19 protein-coding genes are annotated in these 16872 nt (G+C 73.7%); 12 read left to right on the top strand and 7 right to left on the bottom strand.

The window, feature by feature from the left end; translation table 11 throughout:
• The first annotated feature begins 41 nt into the window (after positions 1-41).
• From O7598_RS06395 to O7598_RS06360, 8 genes are read left to right on the top strand one after another with little or no spacing between them, the layout of a single operon-like run.
• Positions 42-2411, top strand: a complete 2370-nt coding sequence (locus O7598_RS06395; protein ID WP_269690433.1) for a sensor histidine kinase — start codon at positions 42-44, stop codon at positions 2409-2411.
• Positions 2408-2800 (top strand): roadblock/LC7 domain-containing protein, encoded by a 393-nt coding sequence (locus O7598_RS06390; protein ID WP_269690432.1) that lies wholly within the window; start codon positions 2408-2410, stop codon positions 2798-2800. The genes O7598_RS06395 and O7598_RS06390 overlap by 4 nt, the downstream gene beginning before the upstream one ends.
• The gene (locus tag O7598_RS06385) at positions 2797-3765 is read left to right on the top strand and encodes a TAXI family TRAP transporter solute-binding subunit (protein WP_269690431.1); all 969 of its coding nucleotides are present in this window, start codon (positions 2797-2799) and stop codon (positions 3763-3765) included. Before O7598_RS06390 ends, O7598_RS06385 begins: the two co-directional genes overlap by 4 nt.
• Before the next feature lie 44 nt (positions 3766-3809).
• Positions 3810-4418 carry a helix-turn-helix domain-containing protein gene (locus tag O7598_RS06380; RefSeq protein WP_269690430.1) on the top strand — a complete coding sequence of 203 codons (609 nt, stop codon included), beginning with the start codon at positions 3810-3812 and terminating at the stop codon, positions 4416-4418.
• The gene (locus O7598_RS06375) at positions 4418-4789 is read left to right on the top strand and encodes a hypothetical protein (protein ID WP_269690429.1); all 372 of its coding nucleotides are present in this window, start codon (positions 4418-4420) and stop codon (positions 4787-4789) included. Before O7598_RS06380 ends, O7598_RS06375 begins: the two co-directional genes overlap by 1 nt.
• The gene (locus O7598_RS06370) at positions 4786-5700 is read left to right on the top strand and encodes an ABC transporter ATP-binding protein (protein ID WP_269690428.1); all 915 of its coding nucleotides are present in this window, start codon (positions 4786-4788) and stop codon (positions 5698-5700) included. Before O7598_RS06375 ends, O7598_RS06370 begins: the two co-directional genes overlap by 4 nt.
• A complete protein-coding gene (locus tag O7598_RS06365; RefSeq protein ID WP_269690427.1) occupies positions 5697-6494 on the top strand; it encodes an ABC transporter permease subunit in 798 nt (265 codons plus the stop codon). Before O7598_RS06370 ends, O7598_RS06365 begins: the two co-directional genes overlap by 4 nt.
• A 49-nt stretch (positions 6495-6543) precedes the next feature.
• Positions 6544-7389, top strand: a complete 846-nt coding sequence (locus tag O7598_RS06360) for a MerR family transcriptional regulator (protein ID WP_269690426.1) — start codon at positions 6544-6546, stop codon at positions 7387-7389.
• A gap of 3 nt (positions 7390-7392) precedes the next feature.
• Here the strand turns inward: O7598_RS06360 and rox are convergent, their stop codons facing one another.
• Positions 7393-8826 carry a rifampin monooxygenase gene (rox, locus tag O7598_RS06355; protein ID WP_269690425.1) on the bottom strand — a complete coding sequence of 478 codons (1434 nt, stop codon included), beginning with the start codon at positions 8824-8826 and terminating at the stop codon, positions 7393-7395.
• A gap of 203 nt (positions 8827-9029) precedes the next feature.
• Between rox and O7598_RS06350 the strand changes: the two genes are divergently transcribed.
• From O7598_RS06350 to O7598_RS06335, 4 genes are all read left to right on the top strand, one after another.
• Complete coding sequence (locus O7598_RS06350) at positions 9030-9278, top strand: FitA-like ribbon-helix-helix domain-containing protein (protein ID WP_269690424.1); 249 nt, start codon at positions 9030-9032, stop codon at positions 9276-9278.
• A complete protein-coding gene (locus O7598_RS06345; RefSeq protein WP_269694770.1) occupies positions 9278-9712 on the top strand; it encodes a type II toxin-antitoxin system VapC family toxin in 435 nt (144 codons plus the stop codon). The genes O7598_RS06350 and O7598_RS06345 overlap by 1 nt, the downstream gene beginning before the upstream one ends.
• Positions 9713-9763: 51 nt before the next feature.
• A complete protein-coding gene (locus O7598_RS06340) occupies positions 9764-10618 on the top strand; it encodes a helix-turn-helix domain-containing protein (protein WP_269690423.1) in 855 nt (284 codons plus the stop codon).
• 64 nt (positions 10619-10682) lie between these two features.
• Positions 10683-11720: an NADP-dependent oxidoreductase gene (locus O7598_RS06335; RefSeq protein WP_269690422.1), complete on the top strand. Its 1038-nt coding sequence runs from the start codon at positions 10683-10685 to the stop codon at positions 11718-11720.
• Here O7598_RS06335 and O7598_RS06330 read toward each other — a convergent pair.
• From O7598_RS06330 to O7598_RS06305, 6 genes are all read right to left on the bottom strand, one after another.
• Positions 11687-12226, bottom strand: a complete 540-nt coding sequence (locus O7598_RS06330) for a GNAT family N-acetyltransferase (protein ID WP_269690421.1) — start codon at positions 12224-12226, stop codon at positions 11687-11689. The genes O7598_RS06335 and O7598_RS06330 overlap by 34 nt on opposite strands.
• A gap of 103 nt (positions 12227-12329) precedes the next feature.
• The gene (locus O7598_RS06325; protein ID WP_269690420.1) at positions 12330-12866 is read right to left on the bottom strand and encodes a hypothetical protein; all 537 of its coding nucleotides are present in this window, start codon (positions 12864-12866) and stop codon (positions 12330-12332) included.
• Positions 12866-14758, bottom strand: coding sequence for a DNA primase (gene dnaG, locus O7598_RS06320; RefSeq protein ID WP_269690419.1), 1893 nt, complete (start codon positions 14756-14758; stop codon positions 12866-12868). The genes O7598_RS06325 and dnaG overlap by 1 nt, the downstream gene beginning before the upstream one ends.
• Before the next feature lie 63 nt (positions 14759-14821).
• A complete protein-coding gene (locus O7598_RS06315; RefSeq protein WP_091071236.1) occupies positions 14822-15073 on the bottom strand; it encodes a helix-turn-helix transcriptional regulator in 252 nt (83 codons plus the stop codon).
• A 10-nt stretch (positions 15074-15083) separates the two neighbouring features.
• On the bottom strand, positions 15084-15935 hold the full coding sequence (locus O7598_RS06310; protein WP_269690418.1) for an ABC transporter permease: 852 nt from the start codon (positions 15933-15935) through the stop codon (positions 15084-15086).
• Positions 15932-16825 carry an ABC transporter ATP-binding protein gene (locus O7598_RS06305; protein ID WP_269694769.1) on the bottom strand — a complete coding sequence of 298 codons (894 nt, stop codon included), beginning with the start codon at positions 16823-16825 and terminating at the stop codon, positions 15932-15934. The genes O7598_RS06310 and O7598_RS06305 overlap by 4 nt, the downstream gene beginning before the upstream one ends.
• Positions 16826-16872: the final 47 nt, after the last annotated feature.

Here is a 16872-nt window from a genome sequence, read left to right as displayed (position 1 = left end):
CGTCCGGGCCCGGCCCACCGACACCCGACCCGGAGACCCCAGTGCCGCTGCCCCACCCCACCCGCGTACGCCGGCACCACCGTTCCGCGGACCGCGCCGGGCAACTCCGGTCGGTCCGGGTGCAGCTGCTCGCGCCGATCCTGGTGGCCACCGCCGGCCTGGTGGTGCTCGGCGCGGCACAGGCCGGCGCCGCGCTGGACGCGTCCGCGGACGCCGACCGGGCGCGGGTGCTGGCCGGCACCGCCACCGCGACGGTGCGGCTGGTGCACGAGCTGGAACGCGAACTCGGCGAGACGGCGGCGTTGCGCCAGCGCGGCGGCAACGCCGGCCGGCCGCTGGTCGACGCCCAGCGGCGCCGGGTGGACGCCGCCGTCGACAGGTACCGCTCGGCCGGCGGCGACGCCCGCCGTGCCGCGCCGGACCTGGCCCGGGTGCTCGACGACGCGAACGGCCACCTCGACCAGCTCGCCCCGGCCCGCGCGCTCGCGGTGACCGGGGAGCGCGGCGACCCGGCGTACGGGTCCCTGGTCGAGTCGCTGCTCGCGGTCGCGGACGCGTTGCCCAGCCAGCTTCGCGACGCGGGGCTGGCCAACGAGGCCCGCGAGGTCGCCGCGGTGGCCGCCCAGGAGCACCTGTCCGCGCTGGAACGCGACCTGCTGCGCGCGGTCTTCGTCCGGGGCGCGTTGGAGCGCGGCGAACTGGCCCGGCTGGGCCGGCTGCGGGGCGCCCGGGAGCAGCGCCAGGCCGAGTTCCTCCGGATCGCCTCCGCCTCCGCCAACGACGCCTGGTACCGGGTGGTCGACGGCACCGACGTGACGGCGGCCCGGCGGATGCGCGACGCGGTGCTCGACACCGACGGCGAGCCGGAGTCGCTGCGCACCGACGGCGACGCCTGGTACGTGGCGCAGAGCGGCACCATCCGCCGGTACAACCTGCTGGGCCGGGAACTCTCCGACGACCTGGACCGCGACGCCGCCGAGCTGGCCGGCTCGGCCCGGCTGCGCGCGCTGGCGACCGCCGGGGCGACGAGCGCGGTGGCGCTCGGCTCGCTGGTGACCGCCGTGCTGCTGGCGGTCCGCACCAGCCGCCGGCTGCGCCGGCTGCGGGTCGCGGCGCTCACCATGGCGAACCGGGAGCTGCCGGAACGGATCACCGCGATCGCATCGGGCGAGGGTGGGCCGGTGGAGGGCCCGGCGACCCGGATGACCGACGGGATCCGCCGCGGCCAGGACGAGGTGGCGCAGGTCGCCGAGGCGTTCGACACGGTCAACCGGGCGGCGCTGCGGCTGGCCGGCCAGCAGGCCGAGCTGCGGCTGGACGTCACCCGGATGGCCGAGGCGCTGGCCCGGCGCATCCGGACGCTGATCACCCGGCAGCTTCGGCTGCTCGACGACTTCGAACGCGAGGAGACCGACCCGGACGCGCTGGCCCGGCTGTTCGCGCTGGACCACCTCGCCGCCCGGCTGCGCCGCAACGGCGAGAACCTGCTGGTCCTCGCCGGCGGTGAGCCCGGTCGCGGGCACGAGGGTGCGCTGCTCCTCGACGACGTGGCGCGGGCGGCGGCCTCGGAGATCGAGGACTACCCGCGGGTGGAGATCGACGTGCCGGCCGCCGCGGTGCACGGCGCGGCGGCCGGCAACCTGGTGCACCTCCTGGCCGAGCTGCTGGAGAACGCCACCGTCTACTCGCCGCCGGACTCGCGGGTGCTGGTGGACGGGCGGCGGACCGTCGACGGGCTGGTGCTGCGCGTGCACGACCAGGGCATCGGCATCAGCGACAGCCGACTGGCCGAGATCAACCAACGACTCGCCGCACCGGCCATGCTGTCCAGCGCCGCGGCCGGCAGCATGGGCCTGCACGTGGTGGCGCACCTGGCCGCCCGGCACGGGATCCGGGTGCAGTTGCACCACGCCGGCAGCGGGACGGTGGCGCAGGTGGAGGTGCCCGAGTCGGCACTGACCCGGGTCGAGTCGGTGACCCGCCGGCCGGTCACCGAGCGCCGGCCGCCGCACGGAGCCGCCGCCCCGTGGTTCAAGCCCGGCGCCGCGCCGGGACCGGCCGGTCCGCACGGCCTGCTCACCGCCGCGCCGGTGGCCGGCCGGCCGCCGGGCGCGCGCGGCGTCGCCACGGTACGCCCGCCGGGCAACGCCCTGCTGGCACCGAGCGTGGCGCGCATCCGTCCGACGAGCGCGCCACCCGCACCGGTGTCGACCACCGGCGCCGGGCTGCCGCGCCGGACCCGGGGCGGGCACCTGCCCGCGCCGCTGCCCGACACCACCACGCCGCCGCCGGCGGCGGACCTGCTCGACCCCGAGCGGGTACGCGCCCGCCTGTCCGCCCTCGCCGAGGGGGTGGCCAGCGCGACGCGCCGTGCTTCGAACCCCACCACACCCACCGGGAGAACGCCATGACCACACCCGTCACCGCCGGACTCGACTGGCTGCTGGCGAACTTCGCCGAGCAGGTCCCGGACGTCTCGCACGCGCTCGCGGTCTCCGAGGACGGGCTGCGGCTGGCCTCCTCCCCCGACCTCTCCGCCGACCAGGTCGACCAGCTCGCCGCGGTGATCAGCGGGCTGGCCAGCCTGACCGTCGGCGCGGCCCGGCTGATGTCGGCCGGCCGGGTACGCCAGCAGATCGTGGACATGGACGGCGGGGTGATGCTGGTGATGGCGGTCGGCGAGCGGGCGTTGCTCGGCGTGCTCGCCGCGCCGGGCTGCGACCTGGGCCAGATCGGCTTCGAGACGGCGACGCTGGTGCAGCGGGTGGCGGAGGCGCTGGAGCCGGCGGTCCGGCAGTGACCCGCCGCCCGCTGCGGCTGGTGGCCGCGCTGCTGTCGGCCGTGCTGGTGGCCGGCTGCGGCGGCGGCGACGCCGACGCGCCGGCGTGGCACGGCGGGCGGATCTTCCTGGCCACCGGCAACACCACGGGCGTCTACTACCAGCTCGGCGGCGGGTACGCCGACCTGATCAGCCGGCACCTGCCCGGCTACGAGGCGCGGGCGGAGCCGACCGGCGCGTCGGTGGAGAACATCACCCGGGTGGCGAGCGGCGACATGGAGATCGCGTTCAGCCTGGCCGACACCGCCGCGGACGCGGTCAACGGACGGGGGGTCTTCGACAAGCAGCCGCAGCCGGTGCGGGCGCTGGCCCGCGTCTACAGCAACTACACCCACGTGATCGTGCGGGCCGACGGCAAGATCGACAGCTTCGCCGACCTGCGCGGCAAGCGGGTCTCCACCGGCTCGCCGAAGTCCGGCACGGACATCATCGCCGGTCGCCTGCTCACCGCCGGCGGCATCGACCCGAACCGGGGCATCCAGCGGCTCAACCTGTCGCTGCCGGAGACCGTCAAGCGGATGCGGGCGAACACCCTGGACGCCATGTTCTTCTCCGGCGGGCTGCCCACGCCGGGCATCAAGGACCTGCTCTCGGCGGCGCCCGGCAAGTTCCGGCTGCTGCCGCTGACCGAGTTGATCGAGCCGCTGGGCGCGCGCTACGGCTCGGTCTACACCACCGCGCTGCTGCCGAAGGAGGCGTACGGCCTGCCGGCGCCGACACCGACCATCACGGTGGCGAACGTGATCCTGGTGGCCGCCGACATGCCGGACCAGCTCGCGTACGACCTGACCCGGGTGTTGTTCACCTGGCAGGGCGAGCTGGTGCGGGTGCATCCGGAGGCGGCGAACTTCTCCCGGGCCAGCGCGTCGCTGACCGAGCCGATCCCGTTGCACCCGGGCGCACGGCGGTTCTACCGCAGCGGCTGACCAGGTACCTTCATTATCATTCTCGATAGTGATAACGTGCGGCCATGGAGATGTCGCGGGAGCGCTGGGCCGAGACGGCGCTGCATCCGGTGCGGATCCGGATCCTGCGCGCGGTCGCCGGCTCCCGGCTGACCACGCACGACCTGGTCGAACTGCTGCCCGACATCCCCCAGGCCACGCTCTACCGGCACCTGGCGCTGCTGGTCCGGACCGGGCTGCTCGACGTCGTGGAACAGCGCCGGGTCCGGGGCACGGCCGAACGGGTGTACGCGCTGCCCGCCCACGGTGCGACGCTTGACGCCTCGGCGCTGGCCACGGCCACCCCGGAGGACCACGCGCGCTACTTCACGGCGTTCGTGTCGAGCCTGCTGTCCGAGTTCTCCCGCTATCTCGGCCGGGAGCGGATCGACCTCGTCGCCGACGGCGTCGGCTACCAGCAACTCGTGCTGCACCTGACCGACGCCGAGCTGGGCGAGTTCGCGGCCGGCTTCAACGCGCTGGTCGGGCCGCTGCTGAGCAACGAGCCCGGCGACGGGCGGACACCGCGACTGCTGGCGACCGTCCTGATGCCGGCCGACCGGCCGACGCCCACCAATCACGACGCACGGCAACCGGGGCCGGGCGACGGCTCCACGACGACGGGGGAGCACTGATGGCAACGGTGACGGTGACCGGCGACCTGATCGACATCCGGTTCAGCGGATGGGAGCGGCTCTGGACCGGGCGGGAGCGATTCGCGCTGCCCACCGGCGCGGTGCGGTACGCCGCCGGAGTCCACGACCCGCTCCGGCTGGCCCGCGGCGCCCGCCGGGGATACGCCGTCTCCGGGTTCGCCAAGATCGGCATCTGGGGCCTGTTCGGCGGTCCCCGCCAACTCGTCGCGGCCCGCCGGGGCGAACCCGGGCTGCACCTGGTGCTCGACCGGGCGGCGGCCGGCGGCGAGTTCGACGAGGTGGTGCTCTCCACGCCCGCCGGGCCGGCGCTCGCGGAGGCGATCGGGCGGGCGACGGCGGCCGGCGCATGACCGGCGACCGCCTCGCGATCGAGGTGTCACACCTGACCAAACGCTACGGCGACATCACCGCCGTACGCGACCTGAGCTTCACCGTGGAGCCCGGCGCGGTCACCGGATTCCTCGGGCCCAACGGCGCCGGCAAGACCACGACGATGCGCATGGTGACCGGGCTGGTGTCGCCCACCGGCGGCACGGCCACGATCGGCGGGCAGCCGTACGGCCGGCTGACCCACCCGTCGCGGACCGTCGGCGCGGTCTTCGGCGGCAACGCGTTCCACCCCGGACACACCGCCCGGGACCACCTGCGCGTCTACGCCGCGCTGGGCGGCCACCCGGACGGCCGGGTCGCCGAAGTGCTCGACCTGCTCGGCCTGGCCGAGGCCGCCGACCGCCGGACCCGCGGGTTCTCCACCGGCATGCGACAACGGCTGAACCTCGCCACCGCCCTGCTCGGCGACCCCCGCGTCCTGCTGCTGGACGAGCCCGGCAACGGGCTGGACCCGGAAGGCATGGCGTGGCTGCGCACTCTGCTGCGCCGGCTCGCCGACGAGGGCCGTACCGTCCTGGTCTCCAGCCACGTGCTCAGCGAGATCCAGCAACTGGTCGACGACGTGGTGGTGATCCGGCGCGGCGAACTCGTCGCCGCCGGGCCGTTGTCCCGGCTCGCCGGCCCGCCGGCGGTCCTGGTCACCTCCCCCGACGCCGAGGCCCTCGCCGCCACCCTGACCGTCGGCCCCGGCCCGGTCCCCCGGGTGGAGACCGTCGGAACCGGCCGGCTCCGGGTGCACGGGTGGGACGCCCCGGGCGTCGCCGACCACGCGGCCGCCCACCGGCTGCGGGTCCACGAGCTGGTCACCGAGCACACCGGACTCGAACAACTCTTCCTGCGCCTGACCACCGACGAGGTGACCACCCGATGAGTCTGCTGATCACCGCGGAGTTCCGCCGGTTGCTGGCCACCCGGATGTGGGGCGGGCTGCTGCTCACCGCCGCCCTGCTGGGCGGCGGCATGCTCGGCGCCATGGCGCTGGTGGGCCCGGAGAACTTCGACCCGCCACTGCCCGGGCTGGACACCGAGGCCGGCCTCCGCGCCGTGCTCGGCATCCTCGGCTACACCGCGTTCGTGCCGGCCGCCGCCGGTACGCTCGCGGTCACCTCCGAGTACCGGCACGGCACCGCCGCCGTCACCTTCCTGTTCGCGCCGCGCCGGGGCCGGGTGCTGGCCGCCAAGCTCGCCGCGTACGCGGTCGTCGGCCTGGCGTACGGGCTCGTGCTCGCCGGCACCGCCGCGGTGGCGCTGTTCGCCGTCGCCGCCGCCCGCGACGTCCCGCTGGGGCTGCCGACCACCACCGTGCTGGCGCTGCTCGCCTGGATCGGCGTCGCGATGGCGGCGTACCTGCTGATCGGCGTCGGCGTGGGCGCCCTGGTCCGCCACCAGGTCGCCGCGCTGGGCGTCGTGGTCGGCTACCTGTACCTGGGCGAGCCGATGCTCATGATGATCCCCGGCGTCAACCTGCTCTACCCGGTCCTGCCCGGCGGCGCGACCGCCGCGCTGACCGACTTCACCTACCTCACCGACGCCATGTCCGATCAGCTCGGCACCGCCACCGTCCCCCTCCTTCCACCGGCGGCCGGCGCCCTCGTCCTCGCCGCGTACGCGGTGACCGCCTCGGCGCTCGCGGTGCTCCTTGCGCTGCGCCGCGACGTCACCTGACCGCGATGCTTGACCCTCACACGGTGTCAGGGCCGAGGCTGGGGGGACCATGTTCAGTATCGGAGAGTTCGCCGGCCTGGGTCGGGTGTCGGTGCGCATGCTGCGCCACTACGACGCCATCGGCCTGTTGCGTCCCGCCCACGTCGATCCGCACAGCGGCTACCGCTTCTACACCGCGGTGCAACTGCGCCTGCTCAACCGGGTGACCGCCCTCAAGGACCTGGGCTTCAGCCTGCACGAGGTGCAGACACTGATCGACGAGAAGGTGGATCCCGCCGAGCTGCGCGGCATGCTGCGCCTGCGTCGGGCCGAGCTGGCCGCGCGCATGCGGCAGGACACCGCCCGCCTGGCCCAGGTCGACGCGCGACTCCGCATGATCGAGAGCGAGGGACACATGGACACCGGAGACGTCGTCCTGAAGAGCATCCCGGCGATCCGGGTGGCGCAGTTGTCGGGCACCGCCGCCGGCTACGACCACCCGACGTCGATCACCGAGAACCTCAGTCCGCTCTACCCCCAGCTGATGGAGCTGCTGGAACGGCACCGGGTGGCCGTCACCGGCGCGCCGATCGCCTGGTACGAACCGGCGCCGGTCGAGCCGGGCGACGAGACGATCCGGGTGCACGCGGCGTTCCCGGTCGGGTCGGCCGAGGTGCCCGCCGCCGCCGGGTTCGAGGTGGTCACGCTTCCCCCCGTGGAGTACGCGGCGACCGCGCTGCACCACGGCCCGATGTCGGAGGCGTTCCGCACCGGGCAGAAGATCGCCACCTGGATCGACGACAACGGTCACCGGGCGGTCGAGCCGGGCTTCGCCCGCGAGGTCTACCTGGACTGCCCGGACGACCTCGACCGGTGGGTCACCGAGATGCAGGTGACGGTGCGGGTCACCGCCTGACCGTCAGCCGGTGGCGGACCCGAACCAGCGGGACAGGTGGTCGAGCAGCTCCCGCTGGTCGTCGCCGACCCACGCCACGTGCCCGTCGGGCCGCAGCAGCACGGCGGGCACGTTCAGCTCCGCGCCGGGGTCGGCGACGTGGTCGACCCGGTCGTCCCAGCCCGCCACCGAGAGTCCAGCGGTCCGGTCCAGCAGCAGCCCCCGGCCGGCGTGCATCAGCCCGTACAGGCTCCCCCGCGTCAACCGCACGTCGCGCAACCGCCGGCCGAGCAGCTCGTGGCCCGCGCCGAAGTCGTACCGGACCGAGACCGCGGTGATCTTCTCGATCAGGTGGCGGTTCACCTCCTCGAAGTCCATCAGCTCCGCCAGCAGCCGCCGTACGGCCTGCGGGCCCGGTTCCAGGGACATCAGCTCCGTCTGCGCGCGGGTGTTGTCCAGCACGTCCGCCGCCACCGGCCGCCGCTCGTCCTGATAGGTGTCCAGCAGGTCCTTCGGGGCCCACCCGTCGACCTGCGCGGCCAGCTTCCAGCCCAGGTTGAACGCGTCCTGGAGGCCGAGGTTGAGTCCTTGCCCGCCCAGCGGCGGGTGGACGTGCGCCGCGTCGCCGGCCAGCAGCACCCGGTCGACCCGGTAGCGCTCGGCGAGGCGGGTGGCGTCACCGAACCGGGACAGCCAGCGCGGCGAGTGCACCCCGAAGTCGGTGCCGGCGGTGGCCCGCAACTGCTGCCGGAACTCCTCGATGGTCGGCGGGGCGGTGCGGTCCTCCGCCACCCCGGCGGCGGGCACGACCACGCGGTACAACCCCTCCCCGTCCCCGACCGGCCCGGCGCCGAAGCGCAGTTGCGTCTTGCGTACCTCGGTCATCACGGCGACCACCTCGTCCGCCGGCGCGGTCAGCTCCATCACGCCGAGCAGCGTGTCGGACCTGCTGGGCTCGCCCGGAAAGCCGACGCCCAGCAGCTTGCGCACCGTGCTGCGGCCGCCGTCGCACCCGACGAGATAACGCGAACGCAACCGGGTGCCGCCGGCCAGCTCGGCGGTCACCCCGTCCTCGTCCTGGCTCAGCCCGACCAGCTCGCTCCCCCGCCGGATCTCGGCGCCGGCCTCGACGGCGTGTTCGGTCAGCAGCCGCTCGGTGACCGGCTGCGGGATGCCGAGGATGTAGCTGTGCGCGGTGTCCATCCGGGTCGGCCACGCCTTCGCGATCCCGGCGAAGTAGCCGCCGAGCTGGAACGTCTTCCCGGCCGCGAGGAAGCGCTCCAGCAGGCCACGCTGGTCCAGCAGTTCGATGCTGCGCACGTGCATGCCGAGCGAGCGGACCACGCTGGTCGGCTCCGTGTCCCGTTCCAGCACCACCACCCGTACGCCGTGCAGCCGCAACTCGGCGGCCAGCATCAGGCCGGTCGGCCCGGCGCCCACGATGGTCACGTCGATCATGGAGTCCCCCGTTCGATTTCGCCTGGTCACGGCGTCGGAGGGGGATTCTTCAGCAGCACCGGGGTCTTGCCGCAAGACCCCGGGTGCGATATACGTTGAGAGTGGCAGGGAGCGAAAATCCCTGCCTTTTCCGTTCATGAGCAGCCGGTCAACCGCGCGCCACGAAGTGCTAGCATTGCTCTCATCCGCTCCGATGGGAGTAAATGGTGGCAGCACTCAGCATCAGAGATCTTGATGACGCGGTCCGCGAAAAGCTGCGAATCCGCGCCGCGCAACACGGCAAGTCCATGGAATCCGAGATCCGGGACATCCTCACCGCGGCCGTTGCCGAGGACGCACCGGGGACCGACCTGTTCAGCGCACTCACCGCCCGGTTCACCGGGCTCGGTGGCGTCGAGCTGGATCTACCCGCCCGTTCCACTCGACCCCGCGCGGCGAGCCTGCCCGAGTGATGATCGTTCTCGACACCAACGTCGTCTCGGAACTCATGCGGTCCGAGCCCGCGCCGGTGGTGCTGGCGTGGCTGCGGCGGAGTTCAGCCACCGGCCTGTGCACCACAGCCGTCACGGTCGCCGAGATTCGCTACGGGATCGCACGGCTATCGGACGGCCAGCGCCGGGATTCCCTGCAACAAGCCGCCAACGAGATCTTCGCCGCGTTTCCTCGCCAGGTGCTGCCCTTCGACCTCGCGGCAGCCGGCGCCTACGCCGACGTGGTGGCCGGCCGGGACAGGATCGGTCGTCCGATCGACGGGTTCGACGCCCAGATCGCGGCCATCTGTCGCACTCAGGTCGCCACACTCGCCACCCGAAATATCAAGGACTTCGCCGACACCGGCATCGAGGTCGTCGATCCCTGGCAGGAGACGGCCGCCGAAGACCGCTGAGCGGCCGGCGGCAGAAAGCCCCTCGGCACGCCGACCGGGCACACTGGGGCCGTGGAACGTCACGAGTTCGGTGTCGCGGTGCGCCAGTTGCGGGAGAGCACGCCGCCCGCCGCCGTCGGGCTGCCGGTCGGCCGCCGGCGTACGCAGGGATTGCGGCGGGAGGAACTCGGCGAGCTCGCGGGCATGTCCGCGGACTACGTGCGCCGGTTGGAGCAGGGGCGCAGCCACCCGTCGGCCGGCGTGGTGAACGCCATCGCCCGGGCGTTACGGACCGGGCGGGCGGACTACGAGCGCCTCTGCGCGCTGGCCGGGTACGCCGCCGCGGACGGCCAGGTGCCCCACGAGATCGGCCCGGGTGCGATGCGACTGCTGGAGCGGTTCACGGACACCCCGATGTTCGTCTCCGACGCGGCGATGAACCTGGTCGCCGTGAACAGCGCTTTCCTGGCCCTGAGGCACTGGGATCTCACCGGGGACCCCTGGGAGTGGAACATCGCCTGGCGTACGTTCTGCGATCCCTTCACCGGCTTCAAGCAGTCCGTGGACGACGCCACCGATCACGAGGCGATCCTCGCCGCCCAGCTGAGGAGCACACTGTTGCGTTACCCCGCCGACGCGTCGCTCGCCGCGCTGGTGGACGAGATGCGGAGCCGAAGCCGTCTGTTCGACACCCTCTGGCGTACGCCGCGACCGGTGGCTGCCTACGAGAGCAGCGCCGCGTTCATCCATCCCGACGCCGGCGCCGTCACCCTGGTCGGCAGCCTGCTCGCCGTCCCGGGCGACGATCTGGCCGCCCTGATGCTCACCGCGGCCCCCGGCTCGGCCGACGCGGCGCGTCTGGCGGAGATCGTCGGCGCCGCCGGGGAACCGGCCGTCGTCAGGGTGGGCCAGTCCGGCCCAGGATGACCGCGCCGAATCCTGCCAGATTGAGTGAGCACACGAACAGCGCTCACGAAGGCAGGGTTCAGCGATGAAGGCAGTACGTTTCCACGAGTTCGGCGGCCCCGAGGTCCTGCGGTACGAGGACGTCGAGCAGCCCACCCCCGGCGCCGGTCAGGTCCGGATCCGCGTCGCCGCGACGTCGTTCAACGGCGTCGACGGCAACATCCGCGCGGGCTTCATGCAGGGTCCGATCCCGGTCGAGCTGCCGCACACCCCCGGCCTCGACGTCGCCGGCACGGTCGACGCGCTCGGTGTCGGCGTGGACGCCGTCGCGGTCGGCGACCAGGTCGTCGGCTTCCTGCCGATGACGGGGACCGGGGCGGCGGCGGAGTACGTGATCGCGCCGGCGGAGATCCTGACCGGGGCGCCGCGGAACATCCCGTTGGCCGACGCGGCGGCGTTCCCGCTGGTGGGCCTCACCGCGTGGCAGGCGCTGTTCGACCACGGCAAGCTGACCGCCGGCCAGCGGGTGCTCATCAACGGCGCCGGCGGAGCGGTCGGCGGATACGCGGTGCAGCTGGCCAAGGAGGTCGGCGCCCACGTGATCGCCACGGCCAGCCCACGCAGCGCCGATCGCGTCCGGGCGGCCGGCGCCGACGAGGTGATCGACCACACCACCACCGACGTGACCGCGGCGGTGACCGAGCCGGTCGACCTCGCTCTCAACCTCGCGCCCGTCACCCCGGAACAGCTCGCCGCGCTGGTCACGCTGATCCGGGACGGCGGCGCCCTGGTCAACACCACCGTCTGGATGCCCGCGCCCTCCGACGAGGAGCGCGGCGTACGTGGTGTCGACCTGTTCGTCCGCAGCGACGCCGACCAACTCGCCGACCTGGCCGCCCGGATCGGCACCGGCGAGTTGCGGGTCGACGTCGCCGAGCGGGTGGCGCTGGCCGACCTGCCCGCGCTCCACGCCCAGGCCGGCGCGGGCGAGCTGCCCGGCAAGACCGTCGTCCTCGCCCCCCACCGCCTGACCCACCCCCAGGAGGATGACGATCCCGACACGACCTGCCTCTCCCTGGTGGGCAACGCCTACGGCGTCCAGTCGCGCCGCAGCAGACCGTAGATCGCCATGTCCGCGAAGCCGTCCCCGTCGTACGCGCGCTCCCGCTGGGTGCCCTCGTGGATGAAACCGCACGTCTCGGCGGTCCGCCGCATTGCCACGTTGCCGGCCAGCGTCTCGATCTCCAGTCGGCGCAGGTTGCGGTTGCGGAAGCCGTACCGGCAGAGCAGCCGGATCACCTCGGACCCGTAGCCCTGGCCACGCGCCTCCGGGAGCAGCGAGATGCCGAGATGGGCGTACCGCTCGAACGCGCTGATCCCCCACAACGAGCAGCCGCCGAGGAACGTGCCGTCGGCCACGGTCTCGGCCAGCAGCGACACCGAGCTGCCGCCGTCGGGCGGATCGGCGACCTGCTTCTCCAGCCGGGCCCGGACCTGGCCGACGTGGCGCGGCAGGAACGGCTCGTCGTCCGCGAGCAGGTGCAGCTCGGGGTCACCGTCGAGCCGGAAGATGTTCGGCGCGTCGTCGGGCGTGGGCGGGCGCAACCGGACCCGGTCGGTGGCGAACATCCCGCGACGCTAACAGCCAACATGGAACCCCGACGATCGGATTACCGATGCTCCGCTCCCACCACGGCGGTCCGGTCGCGGCGCGGCACGGGCCCGGTCGCTGTCAGACGTCGGCAGGCCGGGTGGCGGCGCGGGCCTCGGCGACCAGTCGGTCGGTCTCGGCGACCACCGCCTCGTCGTCGACCGGCGTCCCCGGCTCGTAGCGCACCGTCCAGGTCAGACCGTCCACCCCGGACACCCGCCGGGCCGCGATCCGGCCGGCGCCGTCGGGCACCGGGTGGTGTGCGGTGTACGCCACCGAGCCGGTGACCCGGGCCCGCACCTGGTGCGGCAGGTCGCCCGGGTCGAGCAGCAGGTAGGTCTCGGCCGGCGCGTCGGCGACCACGAGGTAGCCGTCGCGCTCGGCGACCTGCTCGGCGGGGGTCACGGTGAGTTCACGGCCGGACCAGACCGCCTTGAGGACGTCGTGCCAGCCGAGGCGCTCACCGCGACCGGGCAGCCAGAGCCCACGGTTGCTCGCGACCAGCACGCCGTCGCCCTCGCCGTTGCCGGCGGCGGCCCAGGCGAGCACCCGCTCGTCGGCGGCCAGCGGCGGCCGGTCGGCCGGGGGCAGCTTCGGGCGGCGGCGGAAAAGCCCCATCACAGTCCTCCGGCGGCCTGCTCGCGCAGGGCCCGCGCGTGTTGTTCCAGCGAGAGCAACTCCCCGAACAGGGCGAAGTATTCGTCCTTGTGGCTCACCGGATTGATCCGCTGGATCTTCGACTTGAGGTCCCGGATCCGGCCGGTGACCGAACTCCACTGGAGCCGGGCCATGGTGACCGAGACGTACCTCGGGTCGACCTCGCCGTCGATGCGCAACGGCTCCACCGCCAGCTCGCCGACCAGCGCCTGGCCGGCCAGGTCGTCGCAGGCGTCCCGGACCCGCTCGATCCAGACCGCGCCGCCGGTGGCGCCGGCCGCTCCACCGGCCGCGGCGACGGCGACGCGCACCGCGGCGTGCACCGGGTGCTGGTAGTCGCCCGCCTCGACGGCGTCGAACATCGGACCGGCCAGCACCGGCTCCTGCAGCGCCAGCTTCAACGCCTCGCGCTCCACCATGGACCGAGGGCTGTCCACGGCCGGCGTGGCGGGGCCCGGACGTGCCGGCGCGGGTCGGCCGGCGGCCGGCTGGCCGTTCGCGGCGCCCAGCACGGCCCGCTGCACCGGCTCGATCTCCATGCCGAGGTCGCCGGCGAGCTTGCGGACGTACTCCGGGCGCTTCTCCCGGTCCTTGATCTTCGCGACCAGCGGTGCGGCCCGGCGCATCGCCTCGACCCGGCCGTCGACGGTGTCCAGGTCGAACCGGTTGATCACGTGTCGGAGCGCGAAGTCGACGAGCGGCTCGCGCCGGGCCACCAGGTCGCGCACGGCCAGGTCGCCCTTGGCCAGCCGCAGGTCGCACGGGTCCATGTTGTCGGGGCTGACCGCGATGAACGTACGCCCGACGAAGCGCTGGTCGTCCTCGAACGCGCGCAGCGCGGCCTTCTGGCCGGCGGCGTCGCCGTCGAACGTGAAGATGATCTCCCCGGCCCGCTCGTCGCTGTCGAAGAGCACCCGGCGCAGCACCGAGATGTGGTCCGAGCCGAACGCGGTGCCGCAGGTCGCCACCGCGGTCGGCACGTCGGCGAGGTGGCAGGCCATCACGTCGGTGTAGCCCTCGACCACCACCACCTTGCCCTGCTTGGCGATCTCCCGCTTGGCCTGGTCGATGCCGTAGAGGACGTGCGACTTCTTGTAGATCGGCGTCTCGGGGGTGTTCAGGTATTTCGGGCCGTCGTCGTCGTCGAAGAGCTTGCGGGCGCCGAAGCCGATCACGTCGCCGGTGATGTCCCGGATGGGCCACATCAGCCGGCGGCGGAACCGGTCGATCAGCGAGCCGGACCGGGCCGGGCGGGACAGGCCGCCGGTGACCAGCTCGTCGTGGCTGAAGCCCTGCTGGCGCAGGTGCTTGGTGAGCAGGTCCCAGCCGTCGGGAGCGAAGCCGCAGCCGTAGCGCTCGGCGGCGGCCCGGTCGAAGCCGCGCCGGGCGAGGAACTCCCGGGCCGGCCGGGCGCCGGCGGTGGTGAGCTGGGCCCGGTAGAACTCGACGGCGGCGGCGTGCGCGGCCACCAGCCGCTGCCGCTGGCCCTGCTGCGGCCGGGCGCGCGGGGTGGACCGGTCGTCCTCGACGTAGCGCAGTTGGATGCCGGCGCGGGCGGCGAGACTCTCGACGGACTCGACGAACCCGAGGTGCTCGGCGTCCATCAGGAACTTGATCGCGTCGCCGCCGACCCCGCAGCCGAAGCAGTAGAAGACGTTGCGGGCGGGCGAGACGTTGAACGAGGGACTCTTCTCGTCGTGGAACGGGCAGAGCCCCTTGAGGTTGCCGCCGCCGGCCGACTTGAGCGTCACCACCTCGGAGATGACGTCCGCGATGGAGGTGCGCTCGCGGACCAGCGCGATGTCCTCGTCCCGGATCCGCCCCGCCATGGCCGCCACCTCCTCGGCGTACATCCTGCCCTGCCGGACCGACGATCCGGTGGCCGGGGGGACGGCGTGTGGCGGACGCCGCCCGGCTCAGGCCGAGCGGCCCGCCCCGGCAGCGGCGTCGCCGATGCGGGGGAACGGCTCGATGGAGAAGACCACCTCGACCGGCACCTCGAAGTAGGCAGCGATGCGCAGCGCCAGGTGCAGGCTGGGCCGGAACTCACCGCGTTCCAGGTAGCCCACGGTCTGGTAGTGCACCCCGAGCGCGTCGGCGAGCTGCCGGCGGGAGACGCCCCGTTCGGCGCGCAGCACCGCGATCCGGTTGTGCACGGTCTCGCTCATCGACGCCCTCTCATCCGACCCGCTGCATGGCCCGCTCCCGCCGGGCCGCGACCCGCGAACCGGACTCCCGGCGGGCCATCCGGCGCAGCACCACCGGGGCCAGCACCAGCCCGAGCACGGCCCAGGCGCCGAGCACGCCGAGCGTCTCCAGGTGCCGCCAGGAGCCACCCAGCTCGACCGCCGCCAGGTCGGCCGGGAGCAGCGCCGAGCGCATGCCCAAGCCTAGCCAGTAGAGCGGGAACACCTGGGCGACGCCCTGCACCCAGCCGGGCAGGCCGTTGATCGGGTAGAAGATCCCGGAGAGCGCGATCAGGCCGAAGATCGGCAGGACCACCAGGCCCATGTTGCGCGGGTTCTCGATCAGCGACCCGATCACCGCGCCCAGCGGCAGCGTCGCCACCAGCCCGAGCGGCACCACCCAGGCCAGCGTGAGCCAGGCGCCCGGGTCACCCAGCCGCAGCCCGTCCAGGAAGAACAGGCCGGGCGTGAGCTGGATGGTCACACCGATCAGCGAGACCGCCGAGATCAGCGTCAGCTTGCCGACCAGGTAGCCGAGCATGCCGTTGGGGATGGCCTTGGCGCGCAGCAGCGTGCCGTCCTCCCGGTCGACGATGAGCTGCTGGGCCAGCCCGAGCAGCCCGCCGAAGAGCAGGCCCATGCCGAGCGCGCTGGGCAGCGTCCGGGCGCCGAGGGAGAAGTCGGTGCCGGGCACCGTCGAGCCGCGCATCCAGAACACGGCGACCAGCAGCACCGCCGTGGGGAAGAAGTAGTTCCACAGGTCCTGGCCGTTGGTGAAGGTGGCGCGCAGCTCGATCAGGCCGCGCCGCACGCCGGCCCGGAGCGCGTTGGTGGTCGGGTTCATCGCGTCGCCTCCTGCTGCTGCCACACCCGCTCGGCCCGGCCGGTGCGGATCCCGGTCTCCTCCTCGTGCACCAGCGCCAGGTAGGCGTCCTCCAGGCTGGCCCGGCGCACCTCCAGCTCCCGCACCCGGTCGCCGTGCTCACGGAGCAGGTCGCGCAGGAAGCCGGTGGCGTCGGCGGTGGCGTGCACGTAGCGCTCGCCGTCGCGGGTCCAGCGGACCTCGGCGTCGCCGGCGACGCGGCGGGCCAACTGGTCGGGTGAGCCCTCGGCGATGATCCGGCCGCCGGCCAGGATGAGGATCCGGTCGGCCAGCTTCTCGGCCTCGGCCAGGTCGTGGGTGGTCAGCACGATGGTGGTCGCGTCGAGGTCGGTGAGGCGGTGCACCAGCTCGTGGAACTCGCGCCGGGCCGCCGGGTCGAAGCCGACCGTCGGCTCGTCCAGGAAGAGCAGCTCCGGCCGGCCCACGATGCCGACCGCCACGTCGAGGCGGCGGCGCTGCCCGCCGGAGAGGCGGGCCACCCGGGTGCCGGCGTGCGCGGTCAGCCCCACGGTGGCCAGCAGGTCGTCGACCGGCCAGGGGCGCCCGACCCGGTCGGTGGCGTACGGCGCGTAGAAGTCGCCGAGGTGGGCGAGCAGCTCTCCCACCCGCCACTTGCCGTGGTCGCGCCAGGACTGGAGCACGACGCCGAGCCGGGCCCGCCACCGCTCGTCGCCGCGGGCCGGGTCGACGCCGAGCACCCGGACCGTGCCGGCCGAGGGCAGCCGGAAGCCCTCCAGGATCTCGATGGTGGTGGTCTTGCCGGCGCCGTTGGGACCGAGCAGCGCCACCACCTCGCCCCGCCGGGCGGTGAGGTCGACAGCGTGCAGCACGTCGGTGCTGCCGTACCGCATGCGCAGGTTGCGGACGTCGAGGACCAGGTCCTCGTCGGGTGGCCCGG

This window comes from Micromonospora sp. WMMC241, assembly GCF_027460165.1.
Lineage (GTDB): Bacteria > Actinomycetota > Actinomycetes > Mycobacteriales > Micromonosporaceae > Micromonospora > Micromonospora humi.
The sequence above is the reverse complement of the archived record's forward strand: the minus strand, read 5'-3'. Positions and strand labels throughout refer to the sequence as shown.